The 18,927-nt window shown below is 68.5% G+C and carries 12 protein-coding genes and 1 pseudogene; 6 read left to right on the plus strand and 7 right to left on the minus strand.

Annotation, left to right across the window (positions count from 1 at the left end):
• Nucleotides 1-7 precede the first annotated feature (7 nt).
• Together KCG34_RS22960 and KCG34_RS22965 are read right to left on the minus strand one after the other, a co-directional pair.
• Complete coding sequence (locus tag KCG34_RS22960; RefSeq protein WP_211937919.1) at nucleotides 8-1,705, minus strand: thiamine pyrophosphate-binding protein; 1,698 nt, start codon at nucleotides 1,703-1,705, stop codon at nucleotides 8-10.
• Nucleotides 1,706-1,797: 92 nt separating this feature from the next.
• Nucleotides 1,798-2,922, minus strand: coding sequence for a hypothetical protein (locus KCG34_RS22965; RefSeq protein ID WP_211937920.1), 1,125 nt, complete (start codon nucleotides 2,920-2,922; stop codon nucleotides 1,798-1,800).
• 234 nt (nucleotides 2,923-3,156) lie between these two features.
• Between KCG34_RS22965 and KCG34_RS22970 the strand changes: the two genes are divergently transcribed.
• From KCG34_RS22970 to KCG34_RS22990, 6 genes and pseudogenes are all read left to right on the plus strand, one after another.
• A complete protein-coding gene (locus tag KCG34_RS22970; RefSeq protein WP_367576014.1) occupies nucleotides 3,157-5,175 on the plus strand; it encodes an OPT family oligopeptide transporter in 2,019 nt (672 codons plus the stop codon).
• Nucleotides 5,176-5,250: 75 nt separating this feature from the next.
• Nucleotides 5,251-7,185, plus strand: a complete 1,935-nt coding sequence (locus tag KCG34_RS22975; RefSeq protein WP_211937921.1) for a CocE/NonD family hydrolase — start codon at nucleotides 5,251-5,253, stop codon at nucleotides 7,183-7,185.
• 160 nt (nucleotides 7,186-7,345) lie between these two features.
• Nucleotides 7,346-7,489 (plus strand): annotated as a pseudogene (locus KCG34_RS25965) (LuxR C-terminal-related transcriptional regulator); the annotation flags it as partial.
• Nucleotides 7,490-7,667: 178 nt separating this feature from the next.
• Nucleotides 7,668-7,997: a hypothetical protein gene (locus KCG34_RS25970; protein WP_249138395.1), complete on the plus strand. Its 330-nt coding sequence runs from the start codon at nucleotides 7,668-7,670 to the stop codon at nucleotides 7,995-7,997.
• Nucleotides 7,998-8,189: 192 nt separating this feature from the next.
• Nucleotides 8,190-8,537 (plus strand): hypothetical protein, encoded by a 348-nt coding sequence (locus tag KCG34_RS22985; RefSeq protein WP_211937923.1) that lies wholly within the window; start codon nucleotides 8,190-8,192, stop codon nucleotides 8,535-8,537.
• A 228-nt stretch (nucleotides 8,538-8,765) separates the two neighbouring features.
• Nucleotides 8,766-9,224, plus strand: a complete 459-nt coding sequence (locus KCG34_RS22990) for a hypothetical protein (RefSeq protein ID WP_211937924.1) — start codon at nucleotides 8,766-8,768, stop codon at nucleotides 9,222-9,224.
• Here KCG34_RS22990 and KCG34_RS22995 read toward each other — a convergent pair.
• The 5 genes from KCG34_RS22995 to pgmB form a co-directional block, all read right to left on the minus strand.
• Entirely contained in the window at nucleotides 9,148-9,600 is a 453-nt protein-coding gene (locus tag KCG34_RS22995; RefSeq protein ID WP_249138127.1) for a helix-turn-helix domain-containing protein, read from the minus strand. The two genes, KCG34_RS22990 and KCG34_RS22995, sit on opposite strands and share 77 nt — an antisense overlap.
• A 145-nt stretch (nucleotides 9,601-9,745) precedes the next feature.
• The gene (locus KCG34_RS23000) at nucleotides 9,746-11,740 is read right to left on the minus strand and encodes a hypothetical protein (RefSeq protein ID WP_211937925.1); all 1,995 of its coding nucleotides are present in this window, start codon (nucleotides 11,738-11,740) and stop codon (nucleotides 9,746-9,748) included.
• Nucleotides 11,737-12,999: an MFS transporter gene (locus KCG34_RS23005; RefSeq protein ID WP_211937926.1), complete on the minus strand. Its 1,263-nt coding sequence runs from the start codon at nucleotides 12,997-12,999 to the stop codon at nucleotides 11,737-11,739. The genes KCG34_RS23000 and KCG34_RS23005 overlap by 4 nt, the downstream gene beginning before the upstream one ends.
• A gap of 326 nt (nucleotides 13,000-13,325) precedes the next feature.
• Nucleotides 13,326-15,752, minus strand: coding sequence for a TonB-dependent receptor (locus tag KCG34_RS23010; protein ID WP_211937927.1), 2,427 nt, complete (start codon nucleotides 15,750-15,752; stop codon nucleotides 13,326-13,328).
• Nucleotides 15,753-15,788: 36 nt separating this feature from the next.
• Nucleotides 15,789-18,821, minus strand: a complete 3,033-nt coding sequence (gene pgmB / locus KCG34_RS23015; RefSeq protein WP_211937928.1) for a beta-phosphoglucomutase — start codon at nucleotides 18,819-18,821, stop codon at nucleotides 15,789-15,791.
• Nucleotides 18,822-18,927 lie beyond the last annotated feature (106 nt).

Here is an 18,927-nt window from a genome sequence, read left to right on the forward strand (position 1 = left end):
GTGGAAATTATCCCTTCCGGCTCAAGGCCTCGGCCCGGATCGCCGAGAGGCTGGCGCCGGGCGTCATGCACTCCTGATCCACCTTGACGTGCAGGATGGCGGGCAGGCCCGAGGCCTCGGCGGCGCGGAAGGCTTCGGCGAAATCGGCCGTGCGTTCGACCGTGGCGCCGAAACCGCCGAAGGCGCGGGCATAGGCGGCGAAGTCGGGGTTCTTCAGGTCGGTGGCCATCACCCGGCCGGGATAGGCCCGCTCCTGCGACAGGCGGATCGAGCCATAGCTCTCGTTGTCGATGATCAGGTTGATGATCGGCAGGCCGTACTGGACCATGGTGGCGAACTCCTGGCCGTTCATCAGGAAATCGCCGTCGCCGCTGATGCTGAGCACCTGGCGCTCGGGCCAGGCTAGCTTCATGGCGATGGCCGCCGGCGGGCCATAGCCCATGGTGGCCGAGGCCGGGGCCACATGGGCGTTCAGGCGGCGGAAGCGGTAGAACCTGTGCAGCCAGGCCGCATAGGCGCCGGCGCCGTTGCAGATCATGGCGTCGCGGTCCAGGGCGCCGCGCAGCCAGACCAGGATCTCGCCGAAATTGACCGCGCCCGGCTGGGGCGTGGCGGTCCCGCTCCAGGCCAGGTAGTCGGCGTGGGCGGCCTCCGCCTCGCCGGCCCAAGCGACGGCGTTGGGCGCCGCAAGCTCGGCCAGGGCCAGAGCGGTCCGCCGGGCCGAGGCAGGCACGGCCAGGGCCGGGTGGTAGAGCCGGCCCAGTTCGTCCGGATCGGGATGGACGTGGACCAGCTGGCGCGCCGGGCCCTCGGTCGGCAGCAGGCTGTATTTCTGCGAAGCGATCTCGCCGAGGCGCCCGCCCAGAAGCAGCACCAGGTCCGCCGCCTTGATCCGCGCCACCAGCTTGGGATTGGGGCCAAGGCCGATGTCGCCGGCGTAGCAGGGGTGATCGGCGTCGAACAGCGAGCCGCGGCGATAGCTGGTGGCGACCGGCAGGGCGAAGCGCTCGGCGAAGGCCCGCAGGGCGGCGCAGCCTTCCTCGTCCCAGCGCGTGCCGCCGACGATGGCGATCGGCCGCTGGGCCGTCGCCAGCCTGGCCTGGATCTCGGACATCGCCCCGGCGTCTGGCCCGGCTTCGGCGACCTCGGCCCGCGGGGCGTCGGCCGCTTCGGTCATCTGATAGAGCACGTCGGCCGGCAAGCCGATAACCACCGGTCCCGGCTTGCCGGACATGGCCAGGCGGAAGGCGCGGGCCAGGATTTCAGGCACACGGGCCGGCTCATCCAGCTCGACCACCCACTTGGCCACTCCGCCGAACGCCCGCTCCAGGTCGATCTCCTGCCAGGCGTTGCGCCCGCGGGTGCTACGCTCGACCTGGCCGACGAACAGGATCATCGGATTGGCGTCCTGCTCGGCGATATGCACGCCGACAAAGGCGTTGGCGGCGCCCGGACCGCGGGTGACCATGCACACGCCCGGCCGCCCGCTGGCCCGGCCCCAGGCCTCGGCCATCATCGCAGCTCCGCCTTCCTGGCGGCAGACGATCACCTCGATCGGGCTGTCCTTCAGCGCGTCCAGCACCGGCAGGTAGCTCTCGCCCGGCACGCAGGCGATGTGGCGCACGCCGTGGATCACCAGCTGGTCCGCCAGGACCTGGCCGACCGTGCGGGCCTTGGCGGAAGAGGAGGCGGCAGCGCTGTTCATAGGCTCGACCTGCAGAGACTGGCGCACGGATTCGGCGCGCTGAGAAATTTGCCAAGTCCTGGTTAGCATGGCTTTGCAGCCCGCGCGCGGCGTCAGGCGGAGAGACGCAACGGAGCCGACGGATTGAGCGCTTCCTCAAAGTCGAGGAGGATGTCGTAGAGTTCCTCCGCCTCGACCGCCGCGGCGCCGGTGGGGAAGCGATAGCTCCAGAAGCTGACGATGTGGCCGACCGCGCCCAGGTCCTGGCCGAGGTCAGTGAACCGCTCGTGCGCGCCCCGCAGGAAGTCGCGAAACGGCTCCGGCTGGCCGTTGACCAGGCTGGCGAAGGCCTCGTCATAGGCGTTCAGCGCCCGCTTCGCCCCCTCGCAGGTCACAAGGATGGTTCGCGCCACGGCCCGCCGCATCGGCTCGACGTGGCGCACCAGCTCGGCGTCGGCGGACAGGGGCCGGATCCCCGCTATGGCCTTGGCCACCCCGCGGGCGCGGGGCAGGGCGTCGAGCAAGGTCCATTTGTAGTAGAGGAAGCCCTTCCAGGCGAAGATGGCCTCGGCGAAGTCCATCTCGTCCAGCTTCAGGGTCCGCCGCAGCGGTTCGCCGGCGGAGTCGCCCTCGCCCGACAGCAGGCGCTTGACCAGCCGCGCCTCCGCCGCCGGATCGTCGCCCTGATGGCCGCCGGCGGCCAGGCGGCGCGCCCGCCCCTGAGCCACTTCGCGGATGTCACGCTCGACGAAGCGCTGCATGCGCAGGTGGTCGCCCAAGGACAGGTCGAAGTAGAACCGCGCGGGATAGCGCCCGTTGCGCCGCAGGTGCTCGCGCAACAGGAACGGGTCGACCGACAGGGTGGAGTCGATCAGTTCCAACAGGTGACGATCGCCGTCGTCGGCCGCCCAGCGCGCGCCGAACACGCTCTCCATGATCCCGTCGTAACCGGCCTGGCCCACCAGCACCGAGCGGCCGCCCAGGCGCAGATCGCGGCCGTCGATCGGCAGGATGATCTTGGTGGTGGTCAGGCGCCCGTCGGGGAACAGGTCCATCTCGTCGCGGCGCAGGCGGTGCTTGAGGATGATGGCCCGGTTCAGCACTGGGTCACGGAAGAAGGGTTCGGCTCTGTAGAGCGGGTCGCCGCCATAGCGCTTGTGCACGCCGAACAGGCTGAGCAGGCGGGCGCTCGAGCCCGAGCGCTCCAGCTTGGCCAAGTCGCGGTGGGGCTTTTCCATCATCGGGTCGTTTGGGCGCAGCTTTGCCTTTCGGGGCGGCCAAGCTAGGCGCTGATGGTGAATCAACCGCCGAACGAGCAGGGTTAACCGGCCGCTGCACCGCCCAGGTTGGGCGCCTTGCGATCAGAACCGCCACGAGGCGCAACTGCGGGTGGCCGCGAACCTCGGCACTTGAACCGACTCCGTCCGCCCGGCACTGTGCGCAGCGATAATTTGGCGAGGAAAGCCGAAAACTTGACCCAAATCGCATCCGAAGCCGCTCCCAGGCGCAATGAACTGACGGTTCGGAGCCTGATCCTGGGCGCCCTGATCACGGTGATCTTCACCGCGGCCAATGTCTATTTCGGGCTCAAGGCGGCCCTGACCTTCGCCTCCTCGATCCCCGCCGCGGTGATCTCCATGGCGGTGCTGAGGGCCTTTTCCGGCGGCACCATCCAGGAAAACAACATCGTCCAGACCGTGGCCTCGGCCGCGGGCGCCCTGGCCTCGGTGGTGTTCGTCCTGCCGGGCCTGATCATGATCGGCTGGTGGACCCACTTCCCGTTCTGGATGACCTTCGCCCTCTGCGCCTTCGGCGGCATCCTGGGCGTGACCTATTCCATCCCCCTGCGCCGCGCCCTGGTGACCGGCTCGGACCTGCCCTATCCCGAAGGCGTGGCCTGCGCCGAGGTGCTGAAGGTCGGCGCCGGCCAGGCGGCCGACCCGGGCGCGGAGGCGGGTCTGGAGGTCGCAGCCAGCAACGCCGGCCTCTGGGCGGTGATCTGGGGCGGCCTCGTCTCGGCCGCATACCTGGTGGTGGTCAACACCCAGGTCTTCGCCGGCGACGTGGCCAAGTATTTCCGAGTCGGTCGCGGGGCTACCGGCTTCGACTTCGGCCTGTCCCTGGCCCTGTTCGGGGTCGGACACCTGGTCGGCCTCTGGGTCGGCGTCGCCATGCTGGTCGGCATCCTGATCGCCTGGGCGGGGGCGGTGCCGATCCTGTTCTCCATGGCCACGCACGCCGGGCCGGTGAGCGATGCGGCGCTCGACATCTGGGCGCACAAGGTCCGTTTCATCGGCGCGGGCCAGATCGGCGTCGCTGCGGTCTGGTCCCTGGTCAAGCTGGCCCGACCGGTGCTGGGGGGCCTGACCTCCGCTCTGGCCGCGTCCCGGGCGCGCAAGGCCTCCGGTTCGGCCTCGCTGGCGCTGGAGGAGCAGGACCTGCCGATCGGCTGGACGGCGATCATCACCGGAGCCTGCCTCGTGGCCATCGGCGGCGTGCTGGCCTTCCTCGCGCACCAGGGCGGCCTCGGCGCCGCGACCGGGCCGCTGGTGATCGGCGGCCTGGTCTATGTGGTGGTGATCGGCCTCTTCGTCTCGACGGTCTGCGGCTACATGGCCGGGCTGATCGGCTCGTCCAACAGCCCGGTCTCTGGGGTCGGCATCCTGGCGGTGCTGCTGGCAGCCTTCCTGATGGGGGCGGTGATCCGGCCGCTGGTGGGGGCCGACGCCGGTCCGGCCCTGGTGGCTTTTTCCCTGTTCGCCACCGCTTTCGTCTTCTCCGCCGCCATCATCGGCAACGACAACCTGCAGGACCTGAAGACCGGCCAGCTGGTGGGCGCGACGCCCTGGAAGCAGCAGGTGGCCCTGATCGTCGGGGTGATCGTCGGCGCCCTGGTGATCCCGCCGGTGCTGGACCTTCTGAACAAGGCCTATGGCTTCGCGGGCGTGCCCGGCGTCAACCCGGCCCACGCCTTGGCCGCGCCCCAGGCCTCGCTGATCTCCACATTGGCCAAGGGCGTAATCCAGGGCCAGCTCGACTGGAGCCTGATTCGCATCGGCATGATGATGGGCGCGGTGGTGGTTGTGGTCGACGAGGTGTTGGGCCTTCTGAAGCTGCCGCGCCTTGCGCCGCTCGCGGTGGGTCTCGGCATCTACCTGCCCATGTCCACCACCCTGACCGTGGTTGTGGGCGCGATAGCCGGCGCCGCGTTCGATCGCCGCGCGGAACAGCGCGCCGACGGAGGCGGGCTGAAGCAGCTCGGCGTGCTGCTCGCCTCCGGCCTCATCGTGGGCGAAGGGCTGATGGGGGTGATCCTGGCCGCCGTGGTGGTGGCCTCGGGCAAGTCGACTCCGCTCGCCGTCGTCGGCGACAGCTTCCTGCCGATGGGCGAGGTGTTGGGCGTTGTGGCCTTCGTCGCCCTGCTGGTCGGGCTCTATGCCTGGATCGGCCGGCTGTCGGCCGGGGCCTCGCGGCCTTCGCTTCAATCCTGAAACCAAACTCCGCTTGGCGTGCGAAGGCTTCGCAACTACCTCGAAGCAAAATTCGAGTTTCAGGAAGGCTTTCGAATGATCCGTGTGTGGACGGTCAGCGCTGCGGCGCTGGCCCTGGCGACGTCTGCGTTTTCGGCCTCGGCCCAGCCGGCCAAGCCGGATGCGGCGATGCTTATCGGGACCAACGACTTCCCCGCCAAGGTCGAGGTCCCGACGACCAACTACGACTACGTCAAGCGCGAGGTGATGATCCCGATGCGCGACGGGGTGAAGCTGTTCACCGTGATCATGGTCCCCAAGGGCGCGCACGACGCGCCGATGATCCTGACCCGCACCCCCTACGACGCCGAGCACCACGTCCAGAGCGCGCCCCATCTGGTCAACGCCGTGCCCGAGGCCGACCAGCTCTTCGTGAAGGATGGCTATATCCGCGTCTTTCAGGACATCCGCGGCAAGTATGGCTCCCAGGGCGACCACGTGATGACGCGCCCGGTGCGTGGGCCGCTGAACCCCAGCAATACCGACGAGACCACCGACGCCTGGGACACCATCGACTGGCTGGTCAAGAACGTGCCTGAAGCCAGCGGCCGGGTGGGCATGCTGGGCTCGTCCTACGAGGGCTATACGGTGGTGATGGCCCTCCTGGACCCGCACCCGGCGATGAAGGTCGCCGCGCCGGAGAGCCCGATGATCGACGGCTGGATGGGCGACGACTGGTTCCATCACGGCGCCTTCCGCCAGAACAACATGGACTTCGTCACCGAGCAGAACACCGCGCGCGGCATGGGTCATTCCATCGACCGCGACGCCTATGACGACTTCGAGGCCCTGCGCGAGGCAGGCTCGGCCGGCGCCTACGCCAAGGCCCATGGGGTCGACATCTATCCCTTCATGCAGCGGTTGGAGGCGCACCCAGCCTATGACGCCTTCTGGCAGGGCCAGGACCTCGTCCGGCTGGTCGCCGCCCATCCGACCACCATCCCCACCATGTGGGAGCAGGGCCTGTGGGACCAGGAGGACATGTGGGGCGCCATCCACACCTGGAGCGCGCTGAAGGCCAAGGGTTTTGAGGCCAACAACTATCTGGTGATGGGGCCCTGGCGGCACAGCGGCGCCAACCACGACGGCCTGACGCTCGGGCCGCTGATCTTCAACGGCAATACCGCGCTGCAATGGCGGCGCGACTATCTGAAGCCGTTCTTCGACCAGTATCTGAAGCCCGGCGCGCCCAAGGCCGACACCCCTCGGGCCCTGATCTACAACACCGGCGAGAATCATTGGGAGACCTATGCCGACTGGCCTCAGGCCTGCGCCTCGGGTTGCGCCGCGCCGATGAAGCCGCTCTATCTCCAAGCCGGTTTCAAGCTCGGCTTTGACGCGCCGGCGGCGGCCAAGGGCGCCGGCGACGCCTACGTCTCCGACCCCGCCAAGCCCGTGCCCTACTTGCCGCGCCCGGTGCGCTTCGCCGACGGCGCCGCCTGGCAGCGTTGGCTGGTCACCGACCAGCGCATCATCGCCGACCGGCCGGACGTTTTGACCTATGAGACCGAACCGCTCACGGCGCCGGTCAAGATCAGCGGCGCGCCGGTGGCCGACCTCTGGGCGATCACCACCGGAACTGACAGCGACTGGGTGGTCAAGCTGATCGACGTCTATCCGGACCAGGTGGCGGAAAAGCCGGACATGGGCGGCTATCAGTTGCCCGTCTCGCTGGACATCTTCCGCGGCCGCTACCGGAACAGCTTCGAGCATCCGAGCGCGATCCCGTCCGGCCAGGCCCAGGAATACAAATTCGGCCTGCCGACCACCAACCACGTGTTCCTGCCGGGGCACCGGATCATGGTGCAGATCCAGTCGACCCTGTTCCCGCTCTACGACCGCAATCCGCAGACCTACGTGGACAACATCTTCTTCGCCAAGCCGTCCGACTACAAAGCGGCGACCCAGACCATTCTGCGGTCGGCCGGCCAGGCCAGCGCGGTGTGGCTGCCTCTGGTGGCGGCGAAGTAGCCGAAGGCCCAGGACCCGTCCGCTCGTCGCAACCCAAGCGGACGGGTCTTGATTTGATGGTCGGGGACATTGAGAAAAATCTTCCCTGAATGGGTCAGGGAGATGCAATCTCCTAGGATGACGGATTGGTTGAAGCTGGGGGTGGTGCTACCTTCGCCGCATGCGTGAGGCTGGCGACAGCGTGAAGGCCGAAGCGGATCTGCTCACCGACCGTGAGTGGGACTGCCTCTGCTATGTGGTCGAGCGCTACAGCTCAAAACAGATCGCCGCCCGCCTGGGCGTGGCCCCAAAGACCGTCGACAGCTATCTCGACACCGCCCGGGTGAAGCTGGGCGCGCGTACGCGCCAGGAGGCCGCGCAGGTTCTGGTCTCGCGTTTTGGCGCCATCTCCCCCCGGAAAGCGTTCCCCCGGGAATCGGCCCCGGGTGACGAAGGCGGGGAAGCCTCGTTCCCTGGCCTGGTTCTCAGCGGAGGAGCCGGGCGTGGACGAGATGGCGGTGGCGAACCTGGATGCGAGAATCCAGCACGCGATGTTTCGCACCAAGCGGGTGCGCGAGTTTCAGTGTCGGTTCCCGCCGATCGAGCCGCGGGACAGCGAACTCCTGCCGCGGATCGGCTGGTCGCAGATCGAGCGCCAGCTGCGCAGCCTGGCCGGTCCGGACTTCGAGCGGGCGGCCTGGGAGACCGAGGTTCTCAGGGTTTCGGCGCGGATGAACCCGCCGGAGCTGTTCTATCGCGAGCTCTTGACCCTCGCCTGGAGCCTGATCGATGGGGTGCGGGCGCCGTCACTGACGGAGGTCGGCATGGACTAGGGCCCCTCGCCACCCTTGCTGCGATCGGGCTGATCTCGGTCCTGTTCGCTTTGACCGCTGGGGGGACCCTGGCGGGCCTGGCCGCCCTGGAGAGCCTTCTCGAGCGGCACGGGCCGCCGGCGCACTCCCAACCCCAACCGCTCATTCCCGGGCCGCACCCTTAGACAGGCGTGGCGGCCGAGGAGGTCGCACATGCTTGTGAAGCGCCGCAAGGCCATGGAAGCCATAGCCCCCGAACTGTTCGCCGCCGAACAGGCGATCGACGACGCGATCCTTCAGGCCACCCGTCTGACTGCGGCCTTGATCAACGAACGCCGCAACGCCGGCCTTTCGGCGACGGTAGGGCAGGACGCTATCGAACGCTCCAGCGCCGCCTTCACCACCCTGGTGGCCGCCCGACGCGAGATCGTCGCTACCCATGTCGAACTCGGCGACCTAAAAAAGCAGCTGGGCCTGGGCGCGGTCATGGTCGGCAATGGGGGCGACAAACCCGATGCGAACCTCACGGAGCCGATGGGCCGCCTGCACGCCGTCTCCTGAGCGCTGTCCCAAGGCGCGCTTCCGGGATGAAGCGGTGGCTCGCCCCCCCCACCGCTTCGCCGACGCCGCTTCCCCCCGCGGCTGTTCGGCGCTGCGACCGCTTCCCGACCAGCGGTCGCCGGGGCCGCGCGCGAGCGCGGCCCCGAACCTTTTTTGTCGGTGGGTTGGGGCGTGTCGGCAAGGCCGGCGGTGCAGCTCCAACGCCCACTCGTTCGCCGAGCGCTCGGCATGACCTCCGCCCAGATCGTCGGCTGGGCCGCCTTGGCCTTGGCCTGGAGTGCTGCGCTGTGGAAGGGCGGGCGGCCGGAGCGGCTGGGGGCGAGCCTTGTGGGGGCGGCCTGGATCCTGACCCCCATCGTCGAGCTGCGCGAGAGCTGGTACCAGCCGCAGTACGGCATCTTGGCGGTGGACTTCCTGACGCTGGTGGGCCTCGCCGCCCTGGCGATGCGCTACGGGCGCTATTGGCCGATCTGCGCGGCGGGCTTCCAGGCTATCGCGGTGCTGACGCACCTCGCCTTCCTGGTCAATCCGCAGGCCCTCTATCGCGCCTACCTGTTCGGCAACTTCTCGATCGGCTTCCTGCTCCTGGGCGCGATCCTGGGCGGGGTGATCATGGAGGGGGGGACGCCGCCGCTTCGCCGGCCATGGGCCTGGCCTCGGCCGCCGGCTTCCCGTTCATCGCCTTGACCAGCTGCAAGAGCACGCTGCGCAGGGCTGGATTGCGCAGGGTGCAATAGCCGTCGACCAGCTCGGGCACGCCCCGCACCTCGGCGAACCGGTGGATGAAGTTGGGGATCGGCTTGACGTCGTCGTCCATCGGCAAGAGGTCGGCCGCGGAAATCGCCAGGAACCGCGCCGCCTTGACCAGCATCGAGGCCGAAAGGCGGTTGGATCCCCGCTCATACTTCTGTATCTGCTGGAAGGAGACCCCTAGCGCATTGCCGAGTTCGGTCTGGGAAAACCCACGGGCCAGCCGCATTCGTCGCAGGTTCAGCCCCACCTCGACGTCGATCTGGTCGGGTCCGCCCTCACTCACCGGCATGCGCCGCGACTGCTGTCCCATCAGGATCGCCCTTTGCGGACATATGGTCTGGATCGGCAACCATAGGCGCCTATTGCGCCGCTCGCCAAGGGGCTTCAGTGCGCCAGGCTCGAACCCCGGCTGATTTCAACCTCGCCGACAAGAAAACGGCGGCAAGCGGCGTCGCTTATCGCTGAGGCTTGTTCACCCCGAGATAGACCGTGCTCCAGAGTTGCGCCGCATCGGACTCGGTCCGGTCCGAGCCGCGCTGGCCGAACGGTTCGATCCGATAGCGATGGTTCCGGTAGGACCAGGACCAGAGTTCGGCATTGCGCTCGGACCGCGCCGCCTCGACCACGCGCCACAGGCGATCGCGTGCGGCGGCCAGGATTGTGCGCGTCGAGGCGGGCAGATCGCCCCTTTGCAGTTGACGCTCCAGGCCCGCGATGAACAGGGCCTGCTGCCACGACCAGACCACCGCGCCGTGGTAGTGGTCGGGCCCGAACCGCGGCTGCAGGGCGGGGTCGGCGAAGGCCGGGTCGGCGACGACCATGCCGACAGGGGTCATCAGGCCGGCGGGAAAGGGCCGCATCGCGGCGGTCACCGCCTGCTCCAGCGCTTCCGGCGACGGGTCGAGGAACAGCAGGGCGAAGCCTTCGTCGGAATGCAGCACGGGGATCGGCCGCCCGCCCGCGTCCAGCGCCAGCGCATGGAAACGCAGGGGGCCGGCGCCGCCGAATGCGGTCACGGCGGGCGCGGGGTCGACCTTCAGCGCCTCGGCGTAGGCGCCCGCCTCCGCCGCAGCATCCGGCGCGGGCAAGGAGACGTCGAACAGGGGCGGCGCCTTCGAGGTCCAGACCTTGGCCAGCGCCTCGGCCTTGACGGCCAGGGCGTGGTCCGGATCGGCCAGCAGGCCGGCCTTGGCCAGCCGAGCGATGGAATCCAGCGCTGCGGGGACCAGCACAGCATCTACGTCATAGGGATAACGGCCGCCCCCAAGCCCCTCCAGGCTGTCTCGCCACTCGCCGACCAGGGCGTCGGGCTTGAGGGCGATCAGGCTCTTCGCCTCGGGGTGTGCGCCGAAGGGCGCGGCCTGCCGCAGCACCCAGGCGGCGTTGCGCGCCAGGGCCTCCCGAACGCCAGGCCGATCCAGGAACGCTGCGCCCCGCGCGCGGCCCGCGGTCGTTTCCAGGAGGTAGTGGGCCATGACCGGCGCCAGCAGATAGGCGCCGTCGATGGGACGATAGTCATAGATCGGGGTGTCGGTCGCCGGTTCGCCCGCGGCCTTGTGCTGCAGGACGGCGTAGTCGCCGATGGTCTCCTCGTGGGCGACCTCGCCGTCGGTATTGACCCGCGCCAGTACAGCCGCCAGGGCCGCCTCTGTCGCCCGCGGCGAGAGGGCTTCGGACAGCAGGCGAACGCTCAAGAGGGTGTCGCGGCCGAAATAGGTGTCGAACCGCCACGAGCCGGCCAGCATCTTCTGGTCATAGGTCAAGAAGGCCAGGACATCGGCGAGGCGCTGGTCCTTGGCCGCCGCCGCGGTGAGAAGCTCGCTGCGAGGGATCGGCGTCAGCGGCGGATCGCCGGTCAGGGCGACGAGGCGCAGTCGAAGCCGTCCATCGTGGGGCGCGATGAAGGCCACCCGGCCATCCGGCGTGCGAGCGACTTTGCCGGACAACGCCGTCAGGGTGAGCCTGTAGCCGGGCGCACCATCGAGGCGGGGGCGCGCCCAGGTCACGCGCGCGCCACGAACCTCGGCGGTGGCCGCAAGCTCAGGCGGCAGTTTGGCGCTGTCGTCATAGTCGCGCAGGCTGCGCACGCTGCCGAGCACCGCCTGGCGGACCTCCAGGCGACCGGCGCGGAGCGTGAGCAGGGCGCTGACGCCATGAAGGGCGGGGGCCTCAGCGGCCCGAAGCTCTGTGACCGGACCCCACTGGGCGGGTGTCCGGGTGGGGGCGAACCACAGGCCGACCCCGCTGTCGCCGGCCGGAAAGGCTGTCAGCAGGCGCAGCCGGGGCTGGGCAGTGAGGTTGATGTGGGCAGCGACCGGGCCGTCCTGAAAAAAGGCGTTGCGGCTGCTTCCCTCGTCGATGACGAAGCGCAGGGGCGCAGGCCATGCGGCCGGTGCTACAGCCAGCAGCGCGGCGCCGATCAGGCCGGCAAACAGCGCCGGACGCCTCACGAGGCTGTCGCCAGGGCCTCGGGCCCCGCCTCGCCGGCCTGGCGGTCGATCCGATTGCGGAACACCGCCAGGCTGACCAGCAGCAGGCCCATGGGAGCCAGCGAACAGTAGAAAGCCGCCTGGCCGCCGAAACGGGTGAAGATCTGTGCGGTCAGCATGGACCCCAGCGTACCGCCAAGGGCCGAGAACACCACGATCAGGCCGGTCATGCCCGCATGATCGTGCTTGGGCAGGGTCGAGAGCATGGCCGAATTGATCGCCGGATAGATCGGGGCCAGGAACAGGCCGATCATCGGAAACAGGAACGCCACCGGGGGCGCGCCCAGCCAGTTGGTCACGACCACGTCTCCCAGGCCCCGGGTCAGCGGCAGCGACAGCACCACCAGGGCTCCGGCGGAAATGATGCAGATGTTGAGCACCCTGTACCAGCTGAAACGGGCCATCAATACGCCGGCGGCAAAGCGGCTGAGCGCCAGGGTGGCGGCGTAGATGCTGGCCGCCTGCACCGCCATCGGCGCCGACAGGTGCAGGATCTCGCTGTTGAAGGTCGGCAGCCAACTGCCCAGTCCCTGCTCGATCAGCACATAGAGGAAGGCGGAGGCGATGAAGGCCACCACCAGGGGCAGGAGGCACAGGCGCAGCATGGCCAGGAAATCGCCGCTCAATCTCGGTGTGGTGGCCCGCGCCTCGCGCTCGTCCAGCGGGGCGGTGGCGACCAGCAGGATGGCGACCAGGCACAGGCCCGCCAGCAGGATGTAGATGTGGGTCCAGACCAGCGAGCCGGGATTGCGCGGGTCGATGAACAGGCTGAACAGCCAATAGCCGGCCAGCACGCCGACCATGAACAGGCTCTCGATGAAGCTGGTCAGCTTGACGTGCTCGGCCCGGTCCTGGCTCAAAAGGCCGATCGAGGAATAGACCGACACCTTGACCAGGGCGAAGGACGCGCCGACCACGAGAAACAGGCCCTGGGTAGCGATGAAGCTCGGCGCCAGGACCTCGGCGCCGCAGGCGGCCGCCACCAGGCCAAGGCCCAGCATGATCGCCCGCCGAAGGCCCAGCCGCGGCAGGAACGAGGCCACGGCGAAGGAGACCACGGCGATGGTGATGTCCTTGAACGGCTCCAGGGTGCTGGCGTGGACCTTGGAGACATGGAAACTGTTGATCGAGTCGAGGATGACCGTGCCGACGCTGTTGAGGAAGACCGCGAAGACCATGTAGGCGCACGCCAGGGCGACCAGGGTTCGCAGCTTGCTCAAGGCGTGGTTCCTCATCAGAAAAAGGGCCGCGGGGCGAAGGGAGGGGGAGTTACGCCGCCCCGCGGCCTCAAGGTTCGATAGATCCTAGACTAGAGTGGGTCGAGTTCAGGCGCGATCAGCGACGGCCGGCTCGCCCCCTCCACCACCGCGCTGATAGCGCGGCGGTCCCCCTCCCCCGTGTCGCTTCGCGAAACAGGGGAGGAGAAGAGACCTCGAAGCCGCCATCTCCTCCCCTGCGAAATGCAGTGCAGCGGGGGAGGGGGACCACGAAGTGGTGGAGGGGGCGCGCCGCAACCACCAGCGATTCAGGTAAATCCCGACCGTCTCTAGAACTTTACAGCCACCGAAACCTGGTATTCGGCGCCGAACAGGGGACGGCCCTCGAAGACCCCGCCGTTGCCGACGCCGGAGCCCAGCACCCGCGAATTGCCCTCGGTGATGGCCAGGGTGTTGGTCACGTTGGTCCCCGACAGCAGCACCGACCAGCGGTCGCCGATGTTGGTCTCGACGCCGAAGTCCAGCGTGTCGTACTCGGGCAGGACCTGGGTGTTCTGCACGTCGGCATAGCGCAGGCCCACATGGGTGTAGGTCAGGTAGGTCTTCACTTTCCCCCAGTCGAACGGGATGGTGTAGCTCGGCGTCAGGCGCATCTGGAACGACGGCTGGCGCTGGGTCTGCTTCCCGTTGTTGATCTGGTCGGTGTAGTGGCTGTCCTGCCAGTTGCCGCTGGCTTCGATCTCGGCGTTGTGGAACGGCCGCACCATGCCCTCGACTTCGAGGCCGTAGCTTTCTGATGCCAGCGTTTCTGTGAGCGGGGGGCCTCCGCTCGACAGGATTTGGCTGAAGGGCTCGCCCTTGAAGGTGTTGTAGAAGAAGGTGGCGTTGGCCGCGTACCAGCTGGTCGCGGTCTTCACCCCGCCTTCGTACTGTTTGATGGTCTCCACCTGGGGCAGGCCGCTGCGCAGGTCGTCGAAGTCCGGCAGGCGGAAGCCCGAATTGATCCGGGCGAACACGCTGAGGTCGTTCAGCACCCGATAGTTGGCGCCCGCCGTCCAGGACACGTGGCTGGCGGTGAAGTCGACCGGCTTGAAGGTGCCGTTCGGGGTCGAGGCGTTGTTGTCGTAGAGCGTCAGCGGATTGCCGTCGAGGTCGATGCTGCTGTCGTTCTCGATCGAGCCGGTGATGTGCTCCTGCTCATAGCGGACGCCGGCGTCCAGCTTCAGCTTGCTGGTCGGGTTCCATTCGTCGGCGACGAAGCCGGCGATGTTGCGGCCGTTATAGCTGGCGTTGAGCGCGAAGAAGGACGGCCCGACCTGGCCGTGCAGCGAGCCGACGGCGCCGTTGCTCAGCACATAGTCGATCAACCGGCCGTGGTTCTGCACGTTCATCAGCACGGTGTTGCCGAGGTACCAGTGGTCGGTGGCCGAATAGTCGGCGAAATAGACCCCCGCCGTCAGGGTGTCGCCTTCGAACAGGTCGCGGCTCACCCTGAGGTCGTCGGTGACCGACTTGATATGCTTGTCGACGATCCAAAGGCCGATCGGAATTACTTGGGTGTTCGGATCTACCGCGGCACCGTTGTCGACATACGTGCCTGTACCGGTCGTGCCCGCAGGAATATTATTGCTCTGGGTGCTGACGACGCCAGCAATGTAATCGCTGAACGTCGAGGCGTTGGCGCCGTTGAACAGCGCATAGGTCGGGGTGTCGCCGTCGGTGAAGTTGAACTTGTTGCTGACGTGCCAGGCGTCGAAGTCCTGGTGATAGTCGACCCCGCCCAGGGTCACGCTGGCGCCGCGGCCCTTGGTGATGTCGCGGGTCATGCTGACGCCGGGAGCCACCGGGAAGGTGAAGGTGCGCAACTCATTGCCCAGCAGCGACCCGGTCAGGGGATCGAAGCCCGGGAAGGCCGAGATGGTGTGGCCGCCGTTGCTCGAGAGCAGCGGAACCGAGGTGTAGAAGGTGTTGTCGTCGTCCAGGTGGCGGACGTAGGCGGTGACCGAGCCGTTCTCCAGATCGTGGGTCAGGGTCGCCACCACCTGACCGCCACGGTCGGCGGGGAAGCCGGGGTTCCGCACGCCGCCGGCGCTGCGATAGAAGCCGCCGATCGAGCCGTACCAGCCCTCGGCCAGCTTGATCCCTTCATAGCCGTCGATGCGGTAAAGCTCGTCGCTGCCGGCGGTGAGGCGCAAGCTGCCGCCCGGGTCGGTCTCGCCGTTCTTCTCGATGAAGTTCATGGTCACGCCGGGCTGGCCGTTGGAATAGATCGGCGCCGGCCCGCCACGCAGCACTTCAACCCGCTTGACCGTGTCGTCGATGCGGAAGATCGACGAATTCTCCAGGAACGACAGGGTCGGCACGGCGTAGACCGGCGAGCCGTCGAGCTGGATGGTCACGTATTGCGCGTCGCCCCCGGTGGGAAAGCCGCGCACCTCGATATTGGCCCCGTCGGTGCCGCCGGTGGTCTCGGCGAACACGCCGGGCACGATCTTCAGGAGGTTGGCCGTGCTCGACGGCTGCACCTCGTGGATCTGCACCGCATTGGCGGTGGTGATCGAGAAGCCGGCGTCCAGACGGTTCAGGCCGCTGGTGCGCGCGGTGCCGGTGACGATGATCTCCTGTACCGGCGCGGCGTCGGCCGCCGGGGCGGCGGCGGCCGAGGCCGGGGCGGTTTGCGCCAGGGCGGCGCCGCCAGCGGTCAGCACTGCGGCTGAAACCGATATCATCAGGCCGCGACGAAATCCTATGCTCATGTTTCCTCTCCGTTTTTCCTTTAAGCGTGGGTCTCGTTAGAGCGAAAGGATGCGCGGCCAGCGCAGCCCATCGATCCCGCCGACAACTGCGTCGGCCGAACTCAGCACGGCGGGGTCGCCGACCCCGACCGCGTACATCCTGGCCGCGAGGAGGCCGGCTATGCCGGCCTGGGCGTCCTCGATCCCGGCGCAATGGACGGGATCGATTCCCAGCGCCGCGGCGGCGCTGAGATAGGTTTCGGGATCGGGCTTGCCGCGCCGGATCGTCCCGGCGTCGACCACGTGGTCGAACAGCTCGGCTATGCCCAGGCGCTGCACCAGGGTCGCGGCGTTGCGGCTGGCCGAGACCAGCGCGGTCTTCAGCCCCGCGGCCTTGCAAGCCTCCAGCGCCTCGCGGGCGCCCGGGAACAGATCCTGGGGGCCGTAGCCCTCGATCAGTTTCTGGTAGTAGCCGTTCTTGCGGTCGGCCAGGGCCTGGCGTTCGGCGGCGTCATAGGCGCGCGGGGCCTTCTTCAGCATGAGGTCCAGCGAGCCCATGCGGTCGACGCCCTTCAGGGCCTCGTTGGCCTTCTCGTCGAACGGTGCGCCGATCTCGTCGGCCAGCGTCTTCCAGGCCAGGTAGTGGGCGTGGGCGGTGTCGGTGAGGACGCCGTCGAGGTCGAACAGCACCGCCTCGATCCGACAGGCGGGCGGGCTGCGAACCAGCATGGCGCGGCCGGGGGCGTGGGGGACAGCCAGGGCGACCTTCACCGGCTGGTTGGGCTTCAAGGTCAGGGGCTCGCCGCAATGGTCGATGGTCAGCGGCTCGCCTTCGGCCAGGACGTAGGTGACCCCGGCCTCGTTCACCGAGACGGAAAGCTTCCGGCCGCGCCAGACCAGGCGGAAGGCGTAGGCGGGCACGGCCTCGCAGCGCACCGGGCGGAAACGCGGGGCCTCGCCCTGGGGCCGAAAGCCGCCCCAGCCCCAGACCAGGGCCATCCAGGCGCCGGCCGCGGCGGCCAGGTGCAGGCCGTGGTCGGTGTTGCCGTGCAGGTTCTGCAGATCGACGAAAGTGGTCTCGCGCAGGAATTCCGCCGCCTTGGCCATTTCGCCGATGTCGGCGGCCAGGACGGCGTGGCTCGAGGCCGAGAGGGTGGAGTCGTGGACGGTGACCGCCTCGTAGTAGTCGAAGTCGCGCTGCTTCTGGTCCAGGTCGGGACTGGCGGCCAAGGCGTGGGCCAGGACCACGCTGGCCTGCTTGCAGACCTGGTGCCGGTAGAGGGTCAGGGGGTGGTAGTGCAGCAAGAGGGGGTGCTGGTCCTTGGACCCCTCGAAATCCCAGCGCGGCTTGTCGAGGAAGGTGTCGTCCTGGGGATGCACGCCCAGAACCGGATCGACGGGCAGGCGCATGGCCTTCGCCGCCGCCGCCCAGCCGGCGACCTCCGCCTCGGTCAATTCCAGTCGGGCGAACAGGGCCTCGGCCTTGTCGGCGTGATCGCGCTTCAGCCGGCCCGCCAGCTCGACCGCATAGTCCAGATGCGCCTGGGCCATGCGGTTGGTGTAGTGGTCGTTGTCGATCAGGGCCGTGTACTCGTCCGGCCCGGTCACGCCGCAGATGCAGAAGGCGCCGCCGCGGCGGGCGTCGAAGGCGCCGATCTGGGGCCAGATGCGGGCGGTTTCGAACACCACCTCGGCGCCGTGGTCGGCGATGAAGGCCTCGTCGCCCGTGGTGCGGTCATAGACCATCACCGCAAAGGCCACGTCGGCGTTGATGTGGTACTGGGCCGAGCCGCCGGGGAAATAGGCCGAGGCCTCGTCGCCGGCGATGGTGCGCCAGGGATAGAGGGCGCCCTTGCCGTGGTTCATCTCGCGGGCGTGGGCGCGGGCGCGCTCCAGGGTGCGGCTGCGGAACATCAGCTGGCTGCGGGCCAGTTCCGGCGCGGTCACCGCCAGCACCGGCGTGGCGAACACCTCGGCGTCCCAGAAGCAGTGGCCTTCATAGCCCTCGCCGCTGATCCCCTTGGCCGCGATGCCGACCTTGCCGTCGCGGGGGGCGTTCTGGCGCAGCTGGTAGAGGTTGTAGCGCAGGGCCGCGGCCAACTCGGGCGTGGCCGGGGCGTCGATGTCGGCCTGGTCCCAGAAGGCGGTCAGGATCTCGGCGCCGGCATCGGCCAGGGCGTCGAAGCCCAGGAGCGCGTTGCGGGCGGCCAGGTCGCGGGCCTCGCCGACCAGGAAGCTCTCCTCGCCGCCCTCGGCGTGGGTCCAGGCGACCACTTTCTCGAGGATCAGCTTTGCGCCCGGCTCGAGTTCGGCGGTGAAGCGCGCGCCGCAGGTCTCTGCCTCGCCGACAAAGGCGTGGGCCTCGGCGGCGCCGGCGACCAGCCGGTGGGTCTGGGCCGTGGCCACGGTGATGTCGCTGACCCCGGTGCGCTGGGTGATCCAGGCCTCCAGGCCCTCGGCGTGACGGTTCAGGGTGTCGAGCCGGGCGCCCTGGCCGGCGCCGAAGCGCGGGTCCTCACCCTGGGCTACGGCCTTGCGGCCGCCCACCAGGCGCGAGAGCAGCTCGACCGGGCCTCGATAGTCGAGCGAGGCCAGGGTCAGGCGGATGGCCAGCACCGCCTCGTCCTCGCGGGGCAGCACGCGCTCGGCGGTGATCTCGATCCGGGCGCCGTGGCGCGAGCGCCAGATCGTGCGACGGAACGAGCGGCCAGTCGCCAGGTCCAGGCTGTGCTCGAACGTTTCGATCTCGCCCAGCGGCTCGCCGTCCTTCAGCGTCACCAGCATCTGGGCGCCGTCGGCGACCGGGACGCGGGTGTCGGAGTGGCGGGCGAAGCCGGTGAAGCGCTCGTGATAGGCGATCGGGGTGCGGTCGAAGACTTCGCTCAGGAAGCTTTCGCCGCCGGTGATTTCCTCAAAGCCGCCGCGCACGCCCAGGCGCCCGTTGCAAAGGGCGAACAGGCTGGCGTGGTGATCGGCGCGGGCGGCGTCGGGGGCGGCCGAGACGGTCAGCCGCCACGTCGGGTCGTTGCGATGTGTGCTCATCGCGCCCGAACGTCTCGGCTTGTCCGAATGTTGCGCCTTGTCGCGCATACCGCCTCCCCAACCTCAAGTCTCAAGCTTGAGCGAGGGGGAAGCTAACTGCGAATGAAATGGATTTCAAGAAATCGATTTCATAAAAATTCGACAGGAATCTATG

The organism is Phenylobacterium montanum (assembly GCF_018135625.1).
GTDB classification, from domain to species: Bacteria; Pseudomonadota; Alphaproteobacteria; order Caulobacterales; family Caulobacteraceae; genus Poindextera; species Poindextera montana.

Bases quoted from the DNA above. Each gene is read 5' to 3' on its own strand.
- KCG34_RS22985 (WP_211937923.1), top strand. From the start codon at position 8,190: ATGCTTGTGAAGCGCCGCAAGGCCATGGAAGCCATAGCCCCCGAACTG.
- pgmB (WP_211937928.1), bottom strand. From the start codon at position 18,821: ATGCGCGACAAGGCGCAACATTCGGACAAGCCGAGACGTTCGGGCGCG.
- KCG34_RS22960 (WP_211937919.1), bottom strand. From the start codon at position 1,705: ATGAACAGCGCTGCCGCCTCCTCTTCCGCCAAGGCCCGCACGGTCGGC.
- KCG34_RS22975 (WP_211937921.1), top strand. From the start codon at position 5,251: ATGATCCGTGTGTGGACGGTCAGCGCTGCGGCGCTGGCCCTGGCGACG.
- KCG34_RS22995 (WP_249138127.1), bottom strand. From the start codon at position 9,600: ATGGGACAGCAGTCGCGGCGCATGCCGGTGAGTGAGGGCGGACCCGAC.
- KCG34_RS23010 (WP_211937927.1), bottom strand. From the start codon at position 15,752: ATGAGCATAGGATTTCGTCGCGGCCTGATGATATCGGTTTCAGCCGCA.
- KCG34_RS22990 (WP_211937924.1), top strand. From the start codon at position 8,766: ATGACCTCCGCCCAGATCGTCGGCTGGGCCGCCTTGGCCTTGGCCTGG.
- KCG34_RS22965 (WP_211937920.1), bottom strand. From the start codon at position 2,922: ATGGAAAAGCCCCACCGCGACTTGGCCAAGCTGGAGCGCTCGGGCTCG.